We start from the raw sequence: 23,422 nt of genomic DNA, 5'->3' as shown, positions 1-23,422 counted from the left end.
GAAAGAGAACGATACCTCTGGTATGAATGATTCGTGAGTGGGGTGAAGGAATGTCGAAGTTCATACCGTTGTTAGTGGCACTCTTAGTGTTCGTTGTTTTGGTGACGATCTTCCATCTCAGTGCCAAGTCACACTTTAAAAGCTACGTGCAAGAGTTGGGAGTGCTTTTCGCCGAGTCGGTGAAAGATTACGCCAATTGTTTGAGCTTGTCTTACTTTCAATGGTCCAAGATGTACGAGCTTTTGAGTGAAGATAACTTGGAGGAAGCTTCGATCTTGTTTGAGGAACTGAAGTCTTACTTTCCAGAGATCGAAGAAGTGAAGGTCCTGAACGAATCGGGAGATTTCGATTATTTCAAGATCGATTCGAAGAACGGAAAACTCCACATGTATTTCAAAGTCTACAACGACGATCTCAGCGATTTCGTGTCGGACAAACTCGTGCTCGCGGTTGTCGATGCGCAAAAGTTGTTGGACAAATTCGGTGTGACTCATATTCGGATCTCTCCGACGGGGAAAGAATTCGTGTACGGTCTGAGATACAAACTACGCAAATCGGCTTTGGACAGCTTCTCGATCTTTTCATCCGTTCTTCTCGCTGTGGGAACTTTCTTGGCTGTTCAGATGGTTCGTCTGAGGATCAACTTGTCTCGAGAGAGGAAGTTCAGAAAGCTCCACGAAGCGCTGACGCAGATCAGCGAGTACTATTTGAAGGGTCAAAATGGAGAGAAGCTCTATCAACTGATCCTCGAGAAAGCCATAGAGGTTGTCCCAAACGCTCAAGCTGGGAGCGTTCTGCTCAAAAAGCAAGACAAACACGTTTACGTCGCAGCGGTTGGGTACGATCTCGAAGGCCTCTCGAAGATCGAGTATCCTGAGTCGGTTCAGAAGAAATGGCTTGAAAAACCCATAAAGAAGAAGAGCGATATGGTGAATTTCAACAGAGAAGATGAGAAGACGTTGGAGATTCTGAAAAAGCATGGCAGAGTTGAAGAGATCGTGTGCAGTTTGGTCGTGCCGGTTCAGATAGGAAACGAGATCGTTTTGAGCTTCAATCTGGAAAACTTCGAACGGGAAGATGCGTTCGACGAAGAATCTCTCCAGATTGCAAAACTTTTTGCGAACTACGTCGGCATGGTTTTCCTCAAGATCAAGCAAGACGAGCAGATCATGCAACAGCAGAAGATGATGGAGTATTTGTACAACCACGATCCACTGACTGGTTTGTTGAACAGAAGAGCCTTCGAAGAGTACGGCGAAAAACTTCTGTCCTTGGCGAAGAGGGAACGAAAGAAGGTCGCACTTTTGTTCTTGGATCTTCGCAGGTTCAAAAACGTCAACGACAAATATGGCCACGAGACGGGTGATCTCGTTTTGAAGGTCCTCGGTTCGAGACTCGAGAAAGTTTTCAGAGAGAGCGACGTTGTTTCAAGGTTCGGTGGAGACGAGTTCGTGGCGTTGTTGTACGACTGCGATGGGAACAACTTCGCGCAGCTTTTGAACAGGGTATTCCAGATCGTTGAAGAACCGATTCAACTGGATGACAAGAGTTTCCAGGTCGGTGTGAACGTGGGAGTTGCGATCTATCCAGACGATGCACGAGAGCTCGATCAATTGATAAGGCTTGCGGACATGGCGATGTACTATGCCAAAAAGAAGGGTCTGCGGTACGCCACGGCGAGCGAGGTTGAAACCGGAATCTGATCCACTACAGTTTTTCTGGGGGTGAAGCGAGAGCAAAAGGCCGGCTTGGGGCCGGCCGAAGTTCTACTGGCATGAGCCTCAAGAATTTTTCCTCGATTCTTGACTCGTGCCTCTCTCCCCACCCCTGTACGGGACGGGTATGTACTGAACCGATGGTCTTCTCTGTTCGGTTTGTTTGTAGAGGTCCATGAGCTGATAGACTTCCTGTGGCATGTTTTCAGAAACGGGTATTCCCATCTGCTTGAGCGCATCCACGGTCAGAGGATAATCGTGAGTCCATTTGCCACTACAAAGAGTCTCTGCCAGTTGTTTGGCTTTCTCTTCACCGACCTTTTCCTTCAAGAGACACGTCACGAAGTCCATCACCTGGTTCATGGCCTTCTTGGCGATATCGGCAAGGATCAAAGTTTGATCGTCTATTTCGTTGATGTTTTTCTTTTCGAGCACGCTCAGTATCGAAGGCGCAGGATAACCACCCAGTTGTGGATCGAGCGGTCCCAGCACGGCGTTTGGATCCATGACTATTTCATCCGCAGCCAGGGCTATCATGGTTCCACCGGACATCGCGTAGTGAGGAACAAAGACGGTGACCTTGCCTTTGTGCTTGACCAGGGCACGGGCAATTTGCTCTGCTGCCAACACCAAACCACCGGGGGTGTGCAGGATCAAATCGATCGGCATGTCTGGTGGGGTCAACTTTATTGCCCTCAAGATTTCTTCGGAATCTTCTATGGTTATATACCTTCCGAAGGTGAGACCGAAGAAGCTCATCGACTCTTGCCTGTGAATGAGCGTTATAACTCTGCTCTTGCGTTTCACCTCGAGCTGTCTTATCAAAGTTTCTCTCGCGCTCTTTTGACTGTAAGCTTTGAAGAACGGGATGAACATGCTGAGAATGAAGATCATCCAGAAGAGTTCGAATATGAACGAGTACATTTCTACTCCTCCTCACAGTACAACTATGTCAGGCCTTTTCAGCGTTAACGAGCCGATTTGCAAATTCAGCGCGGGCCAACGACTCGACTCAGGATAGGAGAAACATTCCAAACCATCTTCGAGGACCAAGAACGTATCTTCGGACTTCGTACCGGTTATTGTTGGATTCCACGCAACGACGTTTCCAGCCTTCAAGGAATAATCAGTATCTTCGTTCGCTATTACTTCACGCGCGTTGTAACCTGCAAGCCCACCTTGATGGTGCAGGAACCACTCGTGCGGTTTGTTCACTGCCACGTAAGCCTTCTTGATTTCTTCGAACACCTCGCTCAATTTCTTGCCCGGTTTTGAGTTTTCGAGTGCCGCCGCTTCGACGTAACAGTTGTCTCTGTGTTGTTTGATCCAATCTTCGTCTCTACCGAACAAAACGGATCTCGTTGAGGAGAGAACCAAGCCTTTCTTTCTGACGCACACGCTCACGAAGAGCTTCTTTCCGACCCTCACGTTCCTGGGAAGGTTGTGTCTGTACAGCTGCGCACTCTCCTCACCGAACACCAAGATGAGTATCGGTTCGATACCGCGTTCGAAGAACGCCTTCGACATTTCCGCTTGAACTTGCAATTCCGTCATCTCGGGTGAGAACTTCAACATCGTGTTGGAGAAGATCTCGTCGCAGTTGGCACCAAGCCATCTGTAGGTTTCGATCTCCGGCTCACTCATGACGAGCCTGAAGTTCTTCAGCTGGTCGGAGACGTTCCTCGAATCGAACCAGCCAGTGTCAGAGAGGAGTTTTTTCCCTTGAACGAAGGATTTGAGCACGTCCCACAGGTCCTTGGACCACATGTACTCGGCGAACTCCACATCGCCCAGAACGTCTTCGTTCAACTCTTCCTGCTCGATCCTCTTTCGTTCGATGTTGTTTGTGAGGATGTAGATCGAATCTTCCACGAGCAGAAGATGAACGCTTCCAACCTCGCTGTTGATAGTCACGTAGTTCCTCGCACCGAGTGTGGCCCAGGCGAAGTTGTCGCAGCGTGAGATCAGCAACGCTTCGGCCTGCTCCTCTTCGATGAGCTTTCTCAGCGTATTGATCCTTTCTCTGAACACTTCCCTCACCAAGCAAGATCACCTTCCTGAACAGGGTCTGAACGTACGTCCTCGTACAAAAAAATCACGATTATTAACGCCACCCGAAGAGCGCTGTATCGACTTAAACCCGCAAAAACCGTTTTCATTCGTGAGATTGGGATGAACATCAAAATTTATTGTAGCATATATGTTGAAGATGTGTTGTCGCGGAGCAGAATCTGAGATGTCGCTTATGTCTGGCAAATCTTTCGAAACTATGGGAAAATCGAATCTCAAGACAATTTGTCGGTTCGGGGAGGGTAGGCGTTGGTTCTCATCGGTATAGGCGGTGGAACAGGATCGGGAAAAACGACCGTCGCAAAAAGGATAGTTCATTCTCTGGGTGAAGAAAGGTGCGCGATCTTACCCATGGACAACTACTACAAGGACATGAGCCATTTACCAATAGAGGAACGGAGGTTGGTGAACTACGATCATCCGGACGTGATAGAGCATCGATTGCTTGTTGAACACCTTCGAAAGTTACTCCATGGCGAGGCCGTCCAGATCCCCACGTACGATTTCGTCACGTACACCAGAAAGGTTGAAACGCTGAATTTCGTTCCGAAGAAAGTGATCCTGGTTGAAGGTATTTTCGCGCTGTATTATGAGGAGCTCAGAGAACTTTACGAGCTTTCTCTGTACGTGGATACGGAGAGCGATATCAGGTTCATACGCAGGCTGATGCGCGACGTGAAAGAGAGGGGAAGGAGTGTCGAGAGCGTTGTAAACCAGTACTTGCGAACAGTCAAACCCATGCACGATGCGTACGTTGAGCCAACGAAACGTTACGCGGACATCATAGTGCCAAAGGGTGGTCACAACGACAGGGCGATCGAAGTCGTTGTGAACTACATAACCAAGAGGCTGGAGAAGGAAGTATGAAGAAATTGATCTTGCTAATTCTCGTTTCGTGTTCGTCGTTGTGGGCGGCGGGCACTTTCAACGCGGTATCGACGAAGCATTTGGACATACTCTACGACGATGGCTTGGAACTGGCGGCGCACAGACTTCATCGAGTGGCTGACGAGATTTTTGAACGCTTCATGCTGGAGTTCAAAAGTCCACCACGTACGAGACCAAGGGTCTATTTACTCAGATCTGATCTTTCCAACGGTTACGCCAACACGGTTAACAACACGATCGTCATCTACGTGAGCGATATGAACCCTTATCAGTTCACCCCCAAATATGAAGATTGGGTCGTATTCTGCTTCGTTCACGAGCTCGCACACATTTTCCTGGCAAACCAGTTCTCTCCGTACATCGACTGGTTGGAGTTCTTCGGTCACGCTGTACCAGCGGCGGTCCAATCGGTCTTGACGCCTTTGTACCTTCACGAAGGCGTGGCGATCATGCATGAATCCAAGGAAGGTGAGGGCAGGGCGAACGATGTGCTGTTCGAGCTGTACAGGAAAAACGCGTTGGCCAGCGATATAGGTCTGAAGTTCGCTTCTTCCATCAACACGGTCCGCTTCACACCCGGCGGGGCGAGTTACACGCTGGGATACACGCTCTTGGAGTCTCTCGAAAAGAAAAGACAGGGTGCTGTGAACGAACTGATCGAAGCTTTTTCGAACGATCCATTCGCGACTTTCTTCAGGCACTTGAGACGGTTCGCCTCGTCCGAGGAGGTTCGAAGTTGGTTGACTGCAGAAGCTGACGTACAACGAGAAAGATTGACGAATTTGTCGCTTATCCCGAGCAAGCTCAATGTGGAGCTCTGGAGAGTGTACTACGCCTTCAGCGGGTACGACGAAGCAAGCGCGATTTACTTCTACGACATCTTTGAGGGTAGGAACCACAAACTCGTTGAAGTTTCCAGCATCGTGAGTTTTGCGGTCAACTCAAAACGAGAGCTGGCGATCGTCAGAAGAACCGTGAAAAACGGCAGGTACGTCAACAGGTTGTACTTGTGGAAAGGCGCTCTGAGAGAAACGAGCATCGAGCACGTTATCGACGTGGCTTGGTTGGATGATGACAGGCTCATACTGATCGTTCAACACAACGATGTCAGGAAGATAGAGATTTTCAATTCAAAGACGTCTTCTAAACAAGAGCTTCAGATTCCCCAGGGGCTCGTTCCACTACAGATAGCATCGTCGAAAGACTGCATCGTGTTCACGGCTAAGCAGGCAAGCAGCATCGATCTTTACCTGCTCAAGAATGGCACTCTGGCAAGGTTGACGAAGGACGGGAAAGCTAAGCTCTCACCAGTCATTGTTAACGACACACTCTATTATGTAGCAGAAACGAACGGAGAACTCCGCGCTCATAAGCTCGATCTATCCACGAACCGGGTTTACGAACTGGTAGTGAAAGACTGTATAGCATCGGTGGAGTGGGAAGACAAGATCTTTTCGATCAAGCCTCTACCGGGCGGGTATGCGCTCTTTTTTGAGCCAGGAGGAACGATCCTTCGAAATGCTGTCGTGACTGAAACGTTGATCACGACCGGTTCAAAACTCGAGGAAACGACACTGACTTCAAAAAAGATTCGCGATTCAATGAAGTTCAGGTTCGCTCTACCTTTTCCTTACATTGATCTTGTCGGGGACGATTTGGGTGTGGGTGTGTGCATGGGCTTCTGGGACGATTTGACCGACAACATCGCAACACTCGCCTTTCTCAAGACGATGAGATCTCACTGGGCCAACCTGACGTTCAGTTCCTCGAGCGGTTTAACAATGTCTCTCATGGGAACGAACGAGTCTGTTACTTTCGACATGATCGTGTCTGATTCGAACTATCGTGCACTGAGGAACGATGTGCTCTTCTCAAAGCTGGGTCTTGTAATCGAACCCGGCGGACTGACACCGAAATTCGCACTCGGGTACGCCTATGGAAGCGTTGGTGGCCGAATACATCTGCACAGGTTCTCGGACTTTTCCTTCACCGTTGAATTGTTGCCCGACATGTGTTTCGAACTTTCGAAGGCATTCGCATTCAAGCAACTGTTGTTCGAGGTGCGAGGAAAAGTAAGGCCCTCGGGACTGGATTTTTCAACACAAATGGTTCTACCCGCGATCAGAACGGATCTGGGAAGTTTCGATGGCTTTTTGGGTCTGGACAGCTTTGCACTGAGCTTCGGCATGGTTCAGGGTGAAACTGAAGAGTACTGGACGAGGGTCGATTTCAATGGTCATCTTTCCTACCAGCTTCCTCTGAGGCCTTATGTGAAGGTTGGATTGAGAGATAAAAAATTGTTTGTCCAACTCGGTTTTGAAGATCTTATCGGCATCTTTCTCAGGGTCAAACAGGACTATGCTATAATTCCAACAGCGAGGTGAAAACCGTGAAGGTTGCGATGATCGCTTACGAGGTCTATCCCTTCGCAAAGGTGGGAGGTCTTGCAGACGTGCTCGGAGCCCTGCCAAAGGCCGTAGAAAGAAGTGGGGCGAAGGTGACGATATTCATGCCTTTACACAAGGTTGTGCTCAAGAACAGTCAAAAGTTTGGCTACCAGCTGAGTGAGGTTGCCAAATCCATTCCTGTGGAGAACGTTCAGACAAAGGAAACTTTCGACCTCTACAAGTCACAGCTTCCTGGCTCTGGTGTGGCGGTTTATTTCATCGCGAACGAGTATTACTTCTCCGCGGAGAACGTCTACGAAGGCCCCGATCTTGCCGAACAAGCTATATTCTTCTCGGCTGCGTCGATTCAAGCCATGAGACATCTGTCGGAACAGTTCGACGTGGTGCACGCGCACGACTGGCAGACCGGGCTGGTGCCCGTCTATCTCAAGACACTCTACAGGGTGGATCCGTTCTTCAGTCGCACGGCGATCGTCTTCACGATTCACAACCTCGGCTATCAAGGCATCTTCAGCCCGAGCTACATGAAGTTCGCTGGCTTGCCGGGTTATTTGTTCAACATAGATGGGCTCGAGTTCTACGGAAAGATCAACTTCCTCAAAGGTGGGATCCTCTTCAGCGACATCGTGACGACGGTGAGTCCCACTTATGCTCAAGAGATACAGACGGAAGAGTACGGAGAGAAACTCGATGGGGTTTTGAGACTCAGGTCGGAAGATCTCTACGGAATACTGAACGGGATAGACTACGAGGAGTTCAATCCTGCGACGGACAGAAGAATATACGTCAACTACGACATCAACAGCATAGAAAAGAAGTATGAAAACAAGAAGATGCTACAGAAAGAACTGAACCTTCCGGTGAGAGAGGAAGTTCCACTGATCGGTATGATAAACAGACTGGTCGATCAGAAGGGGCTGGATCTGATCGAGAAAATCGCTGATTATATGTTTCTCTTCGACCTTCAGTTCGTTGTGCTCGGTACGGGTGAGAAAAAGTACGAAGAGATGTTCCTGCAGCTTCAGAAAAGGTATGCGAGCAAAGTTTCCAGCAACATAAAGTTCGACATAGAACTCGCACAGAAGATTTACGCAGGATGTGACATGTTCCTGATGCCTTCTCGCTACGAACCGTGCGGACTGGGTCAAATGTACAGTCTGAGGTACGGTACCATCCCGATAGTCCGTTACACCGGCGGTCTGGCCGACACCGTCAAGGAATACGATCCGGAAACTGGCCTGGGCAACGGCTTCGGGTTCAGAGAGTACGATCCTGCGCATCTGTTCATGGCTATTGCCAAGGCAGTCCATTTCTTTAAGAACGAAAAACGTCACTGGGAAAAAATCGTTCAGAACGCGATGCAAACGGACGTGTCCTGGGAGCGGTCGGCGAAGCAGTACATGAGAATCTACCAAGAGGCTTTGAAAAAGAGAAGGGTGTGAGGAGGAAAAGAAATGCCTGAGTTCAGGAAAGACCCTGTGTTGAAGAGGTGGGTCATCATAGCCACAGAGCGGGCCAAAAGGCCGCACGATTTTGCCCGCCCAAAGGTTGAAGAGAAACCCGCGTTCTGCCCTTTCGACTACGGTAACGAACACACTACGCCACCGGAAGTCCTTGCGTTCAGGCCGCCAGACACCGCACCCAACTCCCCCGGTTGGTGGGTGAGGGTCGTGCCCAACAAGTTTGGGGCGGTGAACCCCAACCTTTCACCCAGGAGATACGGTGTGGGCATGTTCGACGCGATGGATGGCTTTGGTTATCATGAAGTGATCGTTGAAACGCCCGATCACAACACACACCTTGCGCTGATGGATTACAAACAAGTGGAGGAAGTGGTCTGGGCTTACAAGCATCGATATGAGAGCATCTCAGCGGACAAGAGGGTTGAATACATTTTGATTTTCAAGAACCATGGTCGCGATGCAGGAGCGTCTCTACAGCATCCGCACAGTCAACTCATAGCGTTGCCGATAGTTCCGAAGAGAGTACAGGAAGAGCTTTCTGGTTCCAGGGAGTACTACTCTTACAAGGAAAGATGCGTCTTCTGCGACATTGTCAGTCAGGAACTGGAGAGGAAAGAGCGAATCGTTGAAGAAAACGAAGATTTCGTTTCGTTAGAGCCTTTCGCTGCGAGGTTTCCTTGCGAAACCTGGATACTTCCGAAACGTCACGCGCACAGTTTTGGTGACATAAACGAGAGAGAAGTGAAGAACTTTGCGAAGATATTGAAGAACACTCTCTATCGTATCTTTGTTGCCTTGGACAACCCGCCGTACAATTTCATGTTACACACGGCACCAACCGACAACGAGGGAGAGGGATACTATCACTGGCATTTGGAAATTGTTCCACGCCTGACGAACGTTGCGGGATTCGAGTGGGGATCGGGATTTTATATAAATCCCATGCCACCGGAAGAGGCAGCCAAATATTTGCGTGCGGTTGAAATAGCATAAATATGTGGTAAAATCACTCGTAGCACAGCACCAAAAGGTGTTGTGCATGAGATTCTTTACAGATCAAGGAGGATTGGTCGAATGGAGATTTTGAAAGTCAGTTCGAGTTCGAACCCCAACAAGGTTGCAGGAGCCATAGCAGGCGCTTTATCGAAGGCCGACAGAGTTGAGATCCAGGCGATAGGTGCGGGGGCCGTGAACCAAGCCGTCAAAGCGATTGCCGTAGCCAGGAGATTCCTCAACGAGAACGATAAGGATATCTACATGGTGCCCGGTTTCATGGAGGCCAAGATCGAAAACGAAACGCGCACGGGTATATCCTTCAAGGTGTTCGTGACGACCAAGCAGAGCTGATGGATGGAAGATGTACTCCTGCAGATCGCGAGTGCTTGCGTTCAGGATCGTTCGTTGCTCGAGATCGTCAAGCACGTTGCTTCGATGTCCGATGAGGAAAAAGAGCTCTTCAAGACAAAGGTCAAAGCGTACTTTCTGAACAGAACGGACGAGACAGATCTGCAGGCGTACGAGTTCTTCAGATTGATCTTAGAGGACAAAAACGCAGAACGAGTCCTTAAAATGCTCGAAGAAGAATCTAACAAGATCTGAAAGCTTTGATGTGGAAAATTGAAAATGGTATGTTCACTGTCCGCCGATCGATGGTATAATAATGTTTGGTGAGCGGGCGTAGCTCAGTGGTAGAGCATCAGCTTCCCAAGCTGAGGGCCGCGGGTTCGACCCCCGTCGCCCGCTCCAGACCTCGGCTCGGATGTGGGCGCAGACCCCTTCTGGGCTGAAGGCTGAGCAGACGGAGGTGTGCTTGTGGACAAGGAGCAGAAGCAACAGATCATCGAGCAGTTCAGAATCAACGAGAAGGACACGGGCTCGGTGGAGGTCCAAATTGCGTTGCTCACAGCAAGGATCAACCATTTGACCGAGCATTTGAAGGCCCATCCGAAGGACTTCCATTCCAGAAGAGGCCTGATGAAGATGGTCGGAAGAAGAAGGAAGATGTTGAGGTATCTGAAGAGAGCGAACCCTGAGTCCTACAGAAATTTGATCGAGAAGTTGAACCTGAGGAAATGAAAAAACGAGACGAAACGAGGGCGGGCGCTGGCCCGCTTTTAGTTTCGTGTTGAGAGGTGATGGTTTTGAAATACTGGCGACGTGTCATTTTGGGTAGAGAATTCTACGTGGAGCACGGAAGGTTGGCCAAACAAGCCAACGGTGCTGTTCTTGCAAGGATCGGAGACACCTCCGTGCTTGCAACTGCGGTCATGTCAGATCAGGCAGTCGAAGGTATCGACTTCGTACCACTCACGGTTGAATTCCAGGAGCGCTTCTATGCGGCAGGCAAAATACCCGGTGGATTCGTGAAGCGTGAGGGAAAGCCGAGTGAAACGGCGATCCTCTCGGCACGAACGATCGATAGACCTATAAGGCCCCTTTTCCCGAAGCACCTGCGCAACGAGGTTCAGGTCGTTGTGACTGTGCTTTCCGCGGATCCTGGCAACCCACCGGATGTCGTGGGCGTGATGGCGGCCTCTTTGGCGTTGAACTTGTCGGACATTCCCTTCAATGGCGTTGTCGCTGCGGTGAGGGTCGGTCTCATCGACGGACAGGTTGTTTTCTTCCCCAGCGAGGAAGAGCTCGAGAGAAGTTCTCTGGACATCGTCGTTGCGGGCACGGCAGACGCTATAACCATGGTGGAGGGTGAGGCAAAAGAGGTCAGCGAAGAACAAATGGTTGAAGTGCTCTTCAAGGCTCACGATGCGATCAGGCAGATCGTCGAATTTGAGCAGGATATTCTCAGCGAGTTCAACGTGACCAAGGTGCAGATCGAGGAAGTGAAGCTGCCGGAGGATATCGAAGGAGATTTCCGCGCACTCGTGGACACGAACGAGTTACGCAGCAGATTGCTCACGCAGGGCAAAAAGGCCAGAGCGCAGGCCATAGGCGAATATTACGAGTCCATCGTGGAGCAGTTGAAACAGAAGTATCCTGAAGAACTTCTGAATCAGTACGCAATCCAACTCAAGGATCTGTACGAAAATTTGTTGAAGCACAAAATGAGAAGAATAATCGTTGAGGAGGGTATAAGACTCGATCTCAGAGGGCCAAAGGACATAAGACCCATAACCTGCGAGGTGAGTGTGCTTCCGAGAGTTCATGGATCGGCACTGTTCACCAGAGGCGAAACGCAGAGTCTCGGCATCGTGACGCTCGGTGCACCCATGGATGAACAGATTGTCGACACGATTCTCGAAGAGGGTACGAAGCGTTTCATGCTGCACTACAACTTCCCACCTTTCTGCACCGGTGAGGTCAAACCTTTGAGAGGACCGAGCAGAAGAGAGATCGGCCATGGACATCTGGCGGAGCGTGCCCTCAAGTTTGTTCTGCCAGACGAGGACGAATTTCCATACACGATAAGGGTCGTCTCCGAAATCTTGGAGTCCAACGGTTCCTCTTCGATGGCAACCGTGTGTTCGGGTTCTTTAGCTCTCATGGACGCAGGGGTTCCTGTGAAAAAGCACGTTGCCGGTGTGGCGATGGGATTGATCTTGGAACCGGATGCTGCGGTCGTGTTGACCGACATCATGGGCGCAGAGGACCACTGGGGAGACATGGACTTCAAAGTCGCCGGGACGCGTGATGGCATCACGGCATTCCAAATGGACTGCAAAGTTTCCGGAGTTTCGAGAGAACTTTTGTACAAAGCTCTCATGCAGGCAAAAGAGGCGAGAATGTTCGTGCTCGACAAGATGTACGGCACGATCGACGGGCCAAGATCGAACCTCTCGAGCTATGCACCTGTCATCAAGACCACCATCATCGATCCGATGAAAGTTGGTGAGGTCATCGGGCCTGGAGGACGAATAATAAAGGGTATCATCAAGGAGTTCGACGTCCAGATATCGGTGGACGACGAGACAGGGCGTGTGAGCGTGATCGGTAACGGCGAGGAAAAGGTCGACGCGGCCATCAAAAGGATAAATGAAATAGTCAAGGAGATAGCGGTTGGCGACGTCTTTGAAGGTAAGATAACGCGCATAGAACCATTCGGCGTGTTTCTCGAAGTTGGAGCTGGAAAGATTGGACTGCTGCATCAAAGTAAGCTCCTGAGCAACTTGAAGGCACTCAAGATTGGTGACGTGCTGAAAGTCAAGGTGTCCAACATAGACAACCTTGGTAGGCTCCAGTTCGAGGAGGTGGCGAAAGGAGAAACAGAAGAGAGAAGAACCTCTCATTCAAGGCCGGAAAGGTTTCACAGAGACGAAAGAGATCAAACTCGTAGCAGGAGAAATCCGCGGTCAGGCTCAGACTAACACGGGGGATACATCGCATGAAAATTGAAACGCTACCAGTTCGAAATGGGCACTTTCATTTCGTGCCCGTTCCATCTGTCAAAACTCTATCTCTTGCGTTCGTTATACCGGCTGGCTCTGCGAGCGAATCACCAAATGAGGCTGGTGTTGCCCATCTCATTGAACACGTTGCGTTCAAAGGGACGGAGAAGTTCGATGAATTCACGCTGAAATTCAGTCTGGAGGTCGTGGGGGGCAGCCTCAACGCTTTCACAACCAAAGATTTCACGGTGTATCTTGCGAAGGTACCTTACAGCCATCACGAGAGAGCGATTGAAGTGCTGTCGGAGATCGTTTTTCGTCCGCTCTTTGATGAGAGATCGATCGAGCTCGAGAAATCTGTTATCATTGAAGAAATAAAGACCTACGATGAGGACTACGAGAGCAGAGTTCAGGATCTCTTCGCGGAGACATACCTCGAGGAACCTTATTCGAGGCCGGTGATTGGTTACAAAGAAACTGTTGAGAAACTCACGAGGCATAGAGTACTCAATTTTCATTCTACGCACTATGGAAATGTCGAAATAGTTGCGGTTGGAAAGATCACGAAGAACGTTTTGGAAAAGTTAACGCAGATCCTCGAGCGCCACAACAAAGAAGTGGATCCTTTGGACGTGAGCCCTCGTTTCAAACCAGAAGGAATCAGTTGTGAGGCTAAGAACGATCTGACACAGATTCATATGATCGGTGGAACATTTTTGGACTTTGGAGTCACGAGTGAGCGTTACCCTGCCTTTATGGTTTTGAGCACCCTGCTGGGAAGCGGGATGAGCTCGGTACTCTTCACGAGGATCAGGGAACAACTCGGGCTCGTCTACGATGTTGAGCTTGTCAATCAACTTTGGAACGATAGGGGAATCTTTGGAGTGTACGCATGTGCGAGCCCTGACAAGCTTGAAAGGTACGTCGAAGAGCTGAGGAAGATAATGAAAGAGGATATCTCGAAAGATCAGTTCGATTACGGCAAACAGCGATTGATCGGCAAGCTCCAGATGATTACGGAGAGCGTCTCGGGCATCTTCGGTTACGTCATCGAATCCATCATCTCCAGAGGTAGACCCGTGCCACTGGATGAAATGCTGAAAAGAGTAGATGCGGTGACCTTGAGGCAGGTCAGGAGTCTGTGGAGAGAAATTTCTGAGAGGGCGTGGCACTGGTCGTGCGTGGTGCCCGTGGGAAGTGAGGATCAGGTGGTGAAGGTTCTTGGATCTTGAGCCTATGCAATCCGTACTGAAGAGTGTTGAATCGCTCGCGGGTGTGGAGATATCTCTCGAGACCGTGCGGAATCCAGACGGCACGGTCTTGATCAAAGCTGGCGAAAGGATCACACCGGACAAGATTGAGCAACTAAAAGACAACGGTTTGAACAGAATCTGGGTGAAGATCGAAGAGGTTGTTCCACCGCTGGTGGAACCTCAGAAGATAGAGCAGGCGAAGCAGGAGATACAACAGGTGTTCAGGTCTGCCGTTGAAAAGTTCAAGATAGAGAGTGAGCAAGTCTGGAGAGTTTCACAAACTGTGCTGAGCGATATCATGAAGAACTACGGCGAAAAAATTTCGTTGATTTTCCTCGTTCAACAGACCGACGAGGACTACACCTACACGCACGAGGTACACGTCAGCATGATAAGTTCGTTGGTCGGCATGGAGCTGGGCTTAAGGTTGGAACAACTATCACACCTTGCCTTCGCTGCGATGATCCACGACGTCGGAAAAGTTTTGGTTCCCAAAGAGATACTGCTTGCACCACGCAAGTTGAGTCCCGAGGAGTTCGAACTCATGAAGAAGCACGTTGCGTTCGGTGAAAGAATATGTCGAAAATCTGGTTTGAACGATGAAAGAGTCATAAGCGCCGTGAGGGATCATCACGAAAAGCTCGATGGAAGTGGCTATCTCGCGGGCTTAACCGATGAACAGATAGGTCTGTTCGCACGCATCGTGAGCGTCGTGGACATCTACGACGCACTCATTTCGAACAGATCTTACAAGCCTTCCTGGACCCCCTACAAAGCCATGACCGAGGTCATAAAACTTGCCTCTCTTGACAAGCTCGATCCGAAGGTCGTTCAGGCTCTGGTTTCCGTCTTGGGCCTCTATCCGATAGGCACCACCGTTGTTCTGAACGATGGGAGAAAGGCCGTTGTGGTCGGGGTGAACAGGAAAAATCCGTTGAGACCCGTTTTGAGGATCGAAAGTGGTGAAACGATAGATCTTTCAAGGGAAAAAGGTCTCAGAATAGTTTCGGTCATAGAGTAATGGAGGTGGTTTCGTGGATCTGAAAAGCAGGCTGAATCAGGATTTAAAGGAAGCACTGAAAGCGAAAGACGAAGTAAAACTCAGAACGGTGAGGATGCTTCTGACAGCCATCAAGAACTTCGAGGTTGAGAAGATGACTTTGGCGACAGATGAAGATATCCTTCAGATCATGTCGAAGGAGATAAAGAAAAGGCAGGAAGCCATTGAGATGTACGAGAAGGGCGGCAGACAGGATTTGGCTCAGGCAGAAAGACAGGAGATCGAAGTGATCCAGTCTTACATGCCAAAACAATTGAGCGAGGAGGAAATAAAAGAGATTGCGAAGAAAGTCATCTCCGAACTGAATCTGAAAGGCCCTAAGGATGTGGGCGTTGCCATGAAGGCGATCATGCCCCAGGTGAAGGGCAGAGCGGATGGAAAACTCGTGAACAAGATCGTATCTGAACTTCTCAGCGGGAGCTGAGAGTTTGTCCGACACGATTGTTGCCATAGCCAGTCCCAGAGGCATCGGAGCGATTTCGATCGTCCGTCTGAGTGGGCCAGATTCTTGGAAGATCTGTCTTGAATCCCTCAGGAAGAGACTCAGTTCCGTTGAGCCACGCAGAATTTATCACAACTTCATCGTAGACGATGATGGCCAAGTCATAGACGAAGTGCTCTTAGTGTTCTACAGATCACCCTACTCTTACACAGGCGAGGACATGGTTGAAGTTATGTGCCACGGTGGTCCCATCGTCACACAGATGGTTCTGGAGAGGTTCCTCAAGTTGGGTGCAAGGCTCGCAGAGGCAGGAGAGTTCACGAAAAGAGCTTTCTTCAATGGGAAAATTGATCTGACTAAGGCCGAGTCCGTAAAACAAATCGTGGAAGCCACGTCGAAGAGTGCGGTAAAAATCGCAGCGGCGAACTTGTCTGGAAGGTTGGCAAATTTTGTCGAGCGTTTACGACAGGACATGCTCGGTGTCCTTGCTCGAATCGAAGTGGAGTTCGACTATCCAGACGAAGTTTTCACAGCACCGGAAGAGCTGAAAAACGAATTGTTGGGTTTGTTCGATCGAGTCAACGAGTCTTTGAAGAACGTCGATGGCAGGCTCGCTCTGTCAAGAGGTTTGAGAATTGTGATCGTCGGTAAACCGAACGTTGGTAAATCCACACTTTTGAACGCACTGCTCAACGAAGAGAAAGCGATCGTGACGGAGTTGCCGGGCACGACGAGGGACACCATAGAAGCGTTTGTGACGATCAAAGGGATCACCTTCACACTTGTAGACACCGCAGGTATAAGGGAAACGCACGACAAGGTGGAGAGAGTGGGTGTTGAGAGAGCCATAAACACCGCGAGCAAAGCTGATTTGATCCTCTTCGTTCTCGATGCCAGTGTACCACTTGACGAGGACGATTTCAGGATACTCCAGCTAATAAAGAACAAAAGGTACCTCGTTGTTGTCAACAAGATCGATGCTGTCGACAAGGTGGATCCTGAGAAATTGAGAAAAGCCCTCGGCACCGATGCACACATCTTGGTCATATCTGCTCTGAAGAAGGAAGGTATTGAGAAACTCGAAGAGGAAATCGTCGAGCAAGTTCAGGATGTGTTCGAGAACATGGAAGGTTACGTGACCACGACCAGGCAGTACGAACTCTTGTTGTCCTGTAAGTTGAATCTTGAAAACGCAATCAAAGAAGTGGATGAAGAAAGGCTCGATGCTGCAGCCGAAAGACTGAGGAACTGTCTCGAGGCACTGGATGCTCTTCTTGGAAGGCAGTACAGTATTGATTTGATCGATCGGATGTTCAGAGATTTCTGTGTTGGCAAATGAAAGGGGGCTCGCGCCCCCTTCTTTCACTTGACCTTTTCCTTCAGAACTTTGCCGGGTCTGAATTTCGGAACTTTTCTTGCAGGAATCGTGATGGGCTTCTTGGTCTGTGGGTTCACGCCTTTCCTCTGCGCCGCCTTGCGAACTTCGAAGCTTCCGAAGCCGACGAGCTGGACCTTCTCGCCCTTTGCCAGAGCGTCGGTGATGGACTCCAGCATCGTGTCGACGACCTTCTTGACGTCCTTCTTCTTCAGACCGGCTTTCTTCGCGACCTTGTCGACGAGTTCTTTCTTGTTCATCCTTCAACCCCCCTCCTTACAGCAGTTTTGGGAGATCAGATCTCCCTCTTTCTTGTATAATAACACTTTGGGACCACTCATTTCAAGTGGGTGCCGAAGTCTACAGGAAAAATGACAGGTAAGGTTATGAGAAATGCGATGATAAAAGGAATCCGAAAAAGGTATCGAAAGTTTTTGGCTATCTTTTCGGCTTAGCTGCGATTCTGAGCCGATATTGGCCAATTTTATGGTATTATTAGGTGAAAAATGTACGAGGAGGTATCGCGATGAGAAAACTGATACTCTTGTTATTGCTGGTGAGCACGTTGTTGCTGGGGCTCACCCAGTTTGTCCCGCAGAGTTACGATTTCCTTTTACTGAGCAGAGACAACGCGAAATACTATGAGCAGATGAAAAAGGTGGCTTTGTTTGACACGCTCATCAATGGCCTTGGAATTGAGTCCATGATTCAGGGTGTCATAGCCAGTCAACTCGTGAAGTACGGGGCGAAAATCGACCAATTCAACGAACTTTTGTCAGGTCAAATACTGTTGATACAAAAGGATCAAGATTTCTTCTTGGCAATCGGCCCAGGGAAAGAAACGGAGAAACTGGCCAAAGCCATCGCAGATTTTCTGGGCAAAGAGATCTGGGTTAGCGCCCAGAAATCTTACGTCGTGGTTTCGAACAACAAAGATTTCGCCGGCCTGTGTTTGAAAGGTGGGGGCGTGGTTCCAGCCGAGGTGAACAAGCACTTCGAGGATCCGTCCGTTTGGGCGGTCGGTTATTCGCCCAAACTTGCCTACGATGAAGCCGAGTTTGAATCATTGCTTGTGATCAGAGTCGAATCAGACAGAGTGAGTGGTTTTCTGCAGTGGAAGGCCAGGAATGACGCTGCAAAGGCGATAATTTCCGAGACGAGACCAGATCCATCTTACCAGTTACACAAAGATCCAAACCTTTCGGGTGAGGTTTTCGTATTTTCAAACGTCCAGAATGCGAGGGCTGTGAAGACTATCCTCGAGCAGGTCGCAGGTGATCTGGCAGGTAACGTACTTGGTTCACTTGGGCAGGTCTTTGGGATTTCCGGCGATCTCGGCGGTATCACCGAGCAGATCCTGATTCTCTCTGAGAAAGCCTCGGGCAAGATGGCAATGTCTTTTGGTTTCAGTCAGTTCGTGGAGAGCCTCTTTGAAGCGCAGTCTGACGCTGTGACCGTTGAGCCATCTCTCTACGCGGTGATGGAGGCACAGATCACGGCCCAAGAGATAGCCAAGGCTCTGGGACGTGGAGAGGTTTCAGGAGACGAACTGAAAATAGACAACTTCACTGTGAAATGCGATGGAAGACATGTTAGAGTTTTCAGCAGCCAGAGGAGTGATGAAAAAGCCTCTCTGGATAAAGCTCTGAAGCTTTTCGATCCCAACAGGCATTCGCTTTTCGTATTCATCGACTTTGCTCCCATCATCGAAAAGCTCCTCGGGGTGGCTTCACAATCGGCTTTCGTAGCTGTTGGTACGGTCAGCAACGATGCTTACATAACAGAGTGGAACATCAAGTGAGGGAGGTGTGTTAATGAACAAGAAACTCGTGTACTTTTTCGCAAACGGCGTGGCAGAAGGGAACGCCGAAATGAGGGATATTCTCGGCGGTAAAGGTGCAAACCTCGCCGAGATGACGAACCTCGGTATACCTGTTCCGCCTGGGTTCACAATTTCTGCTGAGGTGTGCAGGTATTACTATCAGCATGGTCGCACGTATCCTGAGGGACTCAAGGAAGAAGTAGAGCAAGCGATGAAGCGACTCGAGCAGGTCACAGGAAAGGGCTTCGGAGATCCCGAAAGACCGCTGCTCGTTTCGGTGAGGTCGGGAGCGGCGATCTCCATGCCCGGCATGATGGACACGATACTGAACTTAGGTTTGAACGACGAGACCGTGAAAGGCCTCATCAAGATGACGAACAATCCAAGATTCGCCTACGATGCTTACAGAAGGTTTTTACAGATGTTCGGTGACACCGCGCTGGGTATTGCCAGAAGCAAGTTTGAGAACGCGCTCGAGGAGATGAAAAAGCAGAAAGGCGTGAAAATGGACATCGAATTGGATGCGGATGATCTCAAGAAGCTCGTTGAAATCTACAAGAAGATCTACGAAGAAGAAGGCAAGAAGTTCCCGCAGGACGTGTACGAACAGCTCTGGCTCGCCATCGACGCAGTCTTTGGAAGCTGGATGAGCGAGAGAGCAGTGAAGTACAGAGAGATCAACAACATTAGAGAGGACGAAATGCTGGGTACAGCAGTGAACGTAGTGGCAATGGTCTTCGGGAACATGGGAGAACGTTCCGGAACCGGTGTGGCCTTCACACGCAACCCGAACACAGGAGAAAAGGAAGTTTATGGAGAGTTCTTGCAGAACGCTCAAGGTGAAGACGTCGTCGCAGGTATCAGGACACCGCTCCCACTGGCAGAGTTGAAGCGTCTGATGCCTGAGGTGTACGAAGAATTGATGAAAATCATGGATAAACTCGAAAGGCACTACAGGGACATGCAAGATATAGAGTTCACGATCGAAGAGGGTAAACTGTACATGCTCCAAACAAGAAGCGGTAAGAGAACGTCGAAAGCGGCCATCAAGATTGCCGTGGACATGGCCAAGGAAGGGATAATCACCAAAGAAGAAGCAGTGCTGCGTGTCAAACCAGAGGATATAGAAAGAGTTCTGCACCCGCGATTCGATGAGAAAGCCCGCGCAAAGGCGAAGGTCATAGCCAAGGGATTGCCCGCTTCTCCAGGTGCGGCGACGGGTGTCGTTATCTTTGATTCCAAGAAGGCCGAAGAAATGGGAAGAAGTGGTGAGAAGGTCATACTTGTAAGACCAGAAACGAGCCCGGAAGATGTCGGTGGAATGGCTTTCGCACAGGGTATCCTCACTTCGAGGGGTGGAATGACCTCCCACGCGGCCGTCGTGGCCAGGGGCATGGGCAAGCCTGCCGTCGTCGGAGCAGAGACGATCGAGGTCAAGGAAGAAGAGGGCTTCTTCAGGGTGAACGATGTTTTGGTGAAAGAAGGAGAATGGATCTCCATAGATGGTGCCACGGGAGAAGTCTTGCTCGGCAAAGTCGACACGATCAAGCCTGTAGGTCTTGAGGGCGAAGTGGCGGAACTCCTCAAGTGGGCAGATGAAATCAGAAGACTCGGTGTGCGCGCCAACGCCGACATACCGAGGGATGCTGAGGTTGCAAGGAAGTTTGGTGCCGAAGGTATAGGTCTGTGCAGGACGGAGCACATGTTCTTCGAAGCGGACAGAATACCCAAGATGCGCAGGATGATCGTGGCGAAGACCAAGGAAGACAGGGAAAAGGCTCTGAACGAGCTCTTACCGTTGCAGAAGGAAGACTTCAAGGGCTTGTTCAGGGCGATGGCCGGTTATCCCGTTACGATAAGGCTCATAGACCCACCTTTGCACGAGTTCTTGCCGCACGACGATGAACAGATCGAAGAGACCGCAAGGGAACTTGGCATATCGCCGAAGGAACTGAAGGACATCGTCAGGTCCCTCAGCGAGCTGAACCCGATGTTGGGCCATCGTGGATGCAGACTTACGATAACGTACCCCGAAATAGCGATCATGCAAACGAAGGCGATCATCGGAGCAGCCATTGAGTTGAAGAAGGAGACCGGCATGGATGTGATCCCGGAGATCATGATACCTCTCGTGGGTCACGTGAACGAACTTGCCTTCCTGAAGAAGATCATCGCGGAAGTGGCCGACAAGATGATAGAAGAATCTGGCGTGAAGATAGAGTACAAGATAGGTACCATGATCGAGGTTCCTCGTGCATGCGTTACGGCGGATGAGATAGCGAAAGAAGCCGAGTTCTTCAGCTTTGGAACGAACGATTTGACGCAGATGACATTCGCGTTCAGCCGTGACGACATCGGTAAGTTCCTGCCTGAATACTTGGAGAAAGGCATACTCGAGCATGATCCGTTCAAGACGCTGGATTACGACGGTGTGGGTGCGCTTGTCGAAATGGGAACGAAGAAAGGAAAGCAGGCCAGGCCGAACCTCAAAGTGGGCGTTTGTGGCGAACATGGAGGAGATCCACGCTCGATCCACTTCTTCCACAAGGCCGGTCTCGATTATGTGAGCTGCTCACCGTACAGGGTACCTGTGGCGAGGCTCGCCGCCGCACAAGCCGTCCTTGTCCACGACAAAAAGGCCAGCTGAAAAAATGGGGGCCACCCGTGGCCCCCTTCTGCTTCCATGGAACACTATTACACGGAAAGACCAAAAAGTGAACTGAGAGTTAAAACGGCCACGCTGAAATTGAAGAACAAGAGAGTCTATCAGTTCCAGACACCGTCTGGCGTTTTCAGCTTTGGAGAGATCGACAAGGCGACGCGCATTCTCATAGAGCACTGTGAATTGCACGGCAAGAAAGTGCTCGATCTTGGTTGTGGTTACGGTGTGATAGGTATCGTGCTAAAAGCTGAATATCCCGATCTGGAAGTCTGTATGAGCGACATCAACGAACGAGCGGTGGAGTTTGCAAAAATAAACGCAAGGAAAAACAACGTCGATGTCACAATAAAGTTGGGAGCGTTCTTTGAACCCTGGAAGGATGAAAAGTTCGACCTCGTTCTGATGAATCCGCCCCTCGCTGCTGGCAAAAACGTGGTGCTCAGATTGATAAGAGAATCCTGTGAACATCTGAACAACGGGGGTTCATTGCAGGTTGTCGCCTACCACAACAAAGGTGGCTCGTACATAAAGCGGGCGATGGAGGAGATCTTTGGAAACGTCGAAGATCTCTACAAGGAGGGCGGCATCAGAATCTACAAGTCTCTGAAGGTGGGATCGTGATCGAGCTGAGGGATGTTTGCTTCAGTTATGGTGACGGTTTTAGCTTGAGAAACATCTGTTTGAGAATAGAAAGAGGTTCGTTTGTGCTGCTCGTAGGTGCGAACGGCTCTGGGAAGACAACACTGTTGAAGATCCTGGCCGGACTACTTCCCATTCATTCGGGTTCCGTACGCTTAGATGGAAGACTTGTTGGCAGTGAGGAGCTGCGAGAATTGTCTTGTTACGTGTTTCACAATCCGTTCGATCAGATCGTCGGTTCGACGGTCGAGGAGGATATCGCTTTCGGTTTGGAGAACCTCGGACTGAACAGAAACTGTATTCGAAACAAGGTCGATCGAGCCTTGAGGATGTTCAATCTTTTAGAGAAGAGTTCTGCGAATCCTCTCACACTTTCGGGTGGAACCGCACAGAAACTCGCCGTCGCATCGATGTACGTGCTTGAGCCGGAAGTGTTCCTCCTGGATGAACCTACCTCGATGCTGGACGATCTTGGTGTGGAGGAATTGAAGGAAGCGCTGAGTGAACTCAAAAAACTCGGCAAAACGATAATAATTTCGACGCACGAACCAAGGGTGTTCTTTGAGCTGGCAACTTCCGTGGTTCACATGGTCGATGGCGGTGTGGATTTTCACGGTAGTGTGAACGCATTTATCGAGAGGCAGTTCGGCGATGTCGAACTCTGAGCTGACACTGCTGGATGTGGTCTTCGGCTACGAAAACGGTAGAAGGTTGTTCAACGGTTTGAATGTGACCGTGCGAAGCGGTCAACTGCTGCTTGTGTATGGACCAAACGGCAGCGGTAAGTCCACGTTGCTGAAACTCATGGCAGGTTTACTCAAGCCTCAATCCGGTTCTGTTCTGCTGAACGGGAACACAGTAGACCATCGCAGTTTCAGAGAGATCGGCTATGTGATGCAGAGGGCTGAGGATCAGTTCTTCTGCGAGACTGTTTTCGATGAGATCGCTTTCTCTGCGAGAAATTTTGGCTTTCACGACGTGGACGAACTGGTAAAGGAGGCCCTCGCTGAGGTAGGTCTCGGGCATGACGTGCTCGAAAAGAGTCCATTTCAACTGTCGGAAGGGGAAGCGAGGCGTGTTGCGATTGCCTGTGCTCTGGTGCACGAACCTGTGCTTTTGCTACTCGATGAACCTTTGATCGGACTCGACAGAATTGGTAGGCAGATGGTGCAAGATATTCTGAAGAAGCAGAAACAAGCTGGAAAGATCATCGTGGTCACGAGCCATCGTTCTGACAATCTTCGAGATCTGGCAGACGTCTTTCTCACACTTTGATCTTGTGCGT

At 49.9% G+C, this 23,422-nt stretch carries 21 protein-coding genes and 1 tRNA gene; 19 read left to right on the top strand and 3 right to left on the bottom strand.

Going from position 1 to position 23,422, the window contains the following annotated elements:
- The first annotated feature begins 50 nt into the window (after positions 1-50).
- Positions 51-1,703 (top strand): sensor domain-containing diguanylate cyclase, encoded by a 1,653-nt coding sequence (locus tag AJ81_RS04515; RefSeq protein WP_051368685.1) that lies wholly within the window; start codon positions 51-53, stop codon positions 1,701-1,703.
- 78 nt (positions 1,704-1,781) lie between these two features.
- On the opposite strand, the gene AJ81_RS04510 is transcribed toward AJ81_RS04515, so the two are convergent.
- A complete protein-coding gene (locus tag AJ81_RS04510; RefSeq protein ID WP_038059821.1) occupies positions 1,782-2,639 on the bottom strand; it encodes an SDH family Clp fold serine proteinase in 858 nt (285 codons plus the stop codon).
- Positions 2,640-2,651: 12 nt separating this feature from the next.
- On the bottom strand, positions 2,652-3,755 hold the full coding sequence (locus AJ81_RS04505) for a M24 family metallopeptidase (protein WP_231845511.1): 1,104 nt from the start codon (positions 3,753-3,755) through the stop codon (positions 2,652-2,654).
- Between the two features lie 279 nt (positions 3,756-4,034).
- Here AJ81_RS04505 and udk point away from each other — a divergent pair, with 279 nt between their 5' ends.
- The 13 genes from udk (at position 4,035) to mnmE (ending at position 16,978) form a co-directional block, all read left to right on the top strand.
- Entirely contained in the window at positions 4,035-4,652 is a 618-nt protein-coding gene (gene udk, locus AJ81_RS04500) for a uridine kinase (protein ID WP_031504821.1), read from the top strand.
- A complete protein-coding gene (locus AJ81_RS04495) occupies positions 4,649-7,057 on the top strand; it encodes a hypothetical protein (protein WP_031504820.1) in 2,409 nt (802 codons plus the stop codon). Before udk ends, AJ81_RS04495 begins: the two co-directional genes overlap by 4 nt.
- Before the next feature lie 5 nt (positions 7,058-7,062).
- A complete protein-coding gene (locus AJ81_RS04490) occupies positions 7,063-8,523 on the top strand; it encodes a glycogen synthase (protein WP_031504818.1) in 1,461 nt (486 codons plus the stop codon).
- A gap of 12 nt (positions 8,524-8,535) precedes the next feature.
- Entirely contained in the window at positions 8,536-9,537 is a 1,002-nt protein-coding gene (gene galT / locus AJ81_RS04485; protein ID WP_031504816.1) for a galactose-1-phosphate uridylyltransferase, read from the top strand.
- An 81-nt stretch (positions 9,538-9,618) separates the two neighbouring features.
- On the top strand, positions 9,619-9,891 hold the full coding sequence (locus AJ81_RS04480) for a stage V sporulation protein S (RefSeq protein ID WP_031504815.1): 273 nt from the start codon (positions 9,619-9,621) through the stop codon (positions 9,889-9,891).
- Positions 9,892-9,894: 3 nt separating this feature from the next.
- Positions 9,895-10,143 carry a hypothetical protein gene (locus AJ81_RS04475; protein ID WP_031504814.1) on the top strand — a complete coding sequence of 83 codons (249 nt, stop codon included), beginning with the start codon at positions 9,895-9,897 and terminating at the stop codon, positions 10,141-10,143.
- A gap of 72 nt (positions 10,144-10,215) precedes the next feature.
- Positions 10,216-10,290: transfer RNA gene (locus tag AJ81_RS04470), tRNA-Gly, on the top strand.
- Between the two features lie 60 nt (positions 10,291-10,350).
- Positions 10,351-10,620: a 30S ribosomal protein S15 gene (gene rpsO / locus AJ81_RS04465; RefSeq protein ID WP_038059820.1), complete on the top strand. Its 270-nt coding sequence runs from the start codon at positions 10,351-10,353 to the stop codon at positions 10,618-10,620.
- A 65-nt stretch (positions 10,621-10,685) separates the two neighbouring features.
- Complete coding sequence (locus AJ81_RS04460) at positions 10,686-12,863, top strand: polyribonucleotide nucleotidyltransferase (RefSeq protein WP_031504810.1); 2,178 nt, start codon at positions 10,686-10,688, stop codon at positions 12,861-12,863.
- A gap of 17 nt (positions 12,864-12,880) precedes the next feature.
- Positions 12,881-14,116 carry a M16 family metallopeptidase gene (locus AJ81_RS04455; protein ID WP_031504809.1) on the top strand — a complete coding sequence of 412 codons (1,236 nt, stop codon included), beginning with the start codon at positions 12,881-12,883 and terminating at the stop codon, positions 14,114-14,116.
- Positions 14,106-15,158: an HD-GYP domain-containing protein gene (locus AJ81_RS04450; RefSeq protein ID WP_031504807.1), complete on the top strand. Its 1,053-nt coding sequence runs from the start codon at positions 14,106-14,108 to the stop codon at positions 15,156-15,158. The genes AJ81_RS04455 and AJ81_RS04450 overlap by 11 nt, the downstream gene beginning before the upstream one ends.
- Positions 15,159-15,171: 13 nt before the next feature.
- Positions 15,172-15,621 (top strand): GatB/YqeY domain-containing protein, encoded by a 450-nt coding sequence (locus AJ81_RS04445; protein WP_031504806.1) that lies wholly within the window; start codon positions 15,172-15,174, stop codon positions 15,619-15,621.
- Positions 15,622-15,625: 4 nt separating this feature from the next.
- On the top strand, positions 15,626-16,978 hold the full coding sequence (gene mnmE / locus AJ81_RS04440) for a tRNA uridine-5-carboxymethylaminomethyl(34) synthesis GTPase MnmE (RefSeq protein ID WP_031504804.1): 1,353 nt from the start codon (positions 15,626-15,628) through the stop codon (positions 16,976-16,978).
- Between the two features lie 23 nt (positions 16,979-17,001).
- On the opposite strand, the gene hup is transcribed toward mnmE, so the two are convergent.
- Entirely contained in the window at positions 17,002-17,274 is a 273-nt protein-coding gene (gene hup / locus AJ81_RS04435; RefSeq protein WP_031504803.1) for a DNA-binding protein HU, read from the bottom strand.
- Positions 17,275-17,540: 266 nt separating this feature from the next.
- Here hup and AJ81_RS04430 point away from each other — a divergent pair, with 266 nt between their 5' ends.
- From AJ81_RS04430 to AJ81_RS04410, 5 genes are read left to right on the top strand one after another with little or no spacing between them, the layout of a single operon-like run.
- Positions 17,541-18,815: a hypothetical protein gene (locus AJ81_RS04430; protein ID WP_031504802.1), complete on the top strand. Its 1,275-nt coding sequence runs from the start codon at positions 17,541-17,543 to the stop codon at positions 18,813-18,815.
- Positions 18,816-18,828: 13 nt separating this feature from the next.
- A complete protein-coding gene (gene ppdK, locus AJ81_RS04425; protein ID WP_031504800.1) occupies positions 18,829-21,483 on the top strand; it encodes a pyruvate, phosphate dikinase in 2,655 nt (884 codons plus the stop codon).
- Between the two features lie 36 nt (positions 21,484-21,519).
- A complete protein-coding gene (locus tag AJ81_RS04420; protein WP_031504799.1) occupies positions 21,520-22,119 on the top strand; it encodes a class I SAM-dependent methyltransferase in 600 nt (199 codons plus the stop codon).
- Entirely contained in the window at positions 22,116-22,802 is a 687-nt protein-coding gene (locus tag AJ81_RS04415; RefSeq protein WP_064462319.1) for an energy-coupling factor ABC transporter ATP-binding protein, read from the top strand. Before AJ81_RS04420 ends, AJ81_RS04415 begins: the two co-directional genes overlap by 4 nt.
- Positions 22,789-23,412, top strand: a complete 624-nt coding sequence (locus AJ81_RS04410) for an energy-coupling factor ABC transporter ATP-binding protein (protein WP_031504796.1) — start codon at positions 22,789-22,791, stop codon at positions 23,410-23,412. Before AJ81_RS04415 ends, AJ81_RS04410 begins: the two co-directional genes overlap by 14 nt.
- Positions 23,413-23,422: the final 10 nt, after the last annotated feature.

The organism is Pseudothermotoga hypogea DSM 11164 = NBRC 106472 (assembly GCF_000816145.1).
Taxonomy (GTDB): Bacteria; Thermotogota; Thermotogae; order Thermotogales; family DSM-5069; genus Pseudothermotoga_A; species Pseudothermotoga_A hypogea.
Note: the sequence above shows the minus strand (reverse complement) of the source record. Positions and strands in the feature narration are given on the sequence as shown.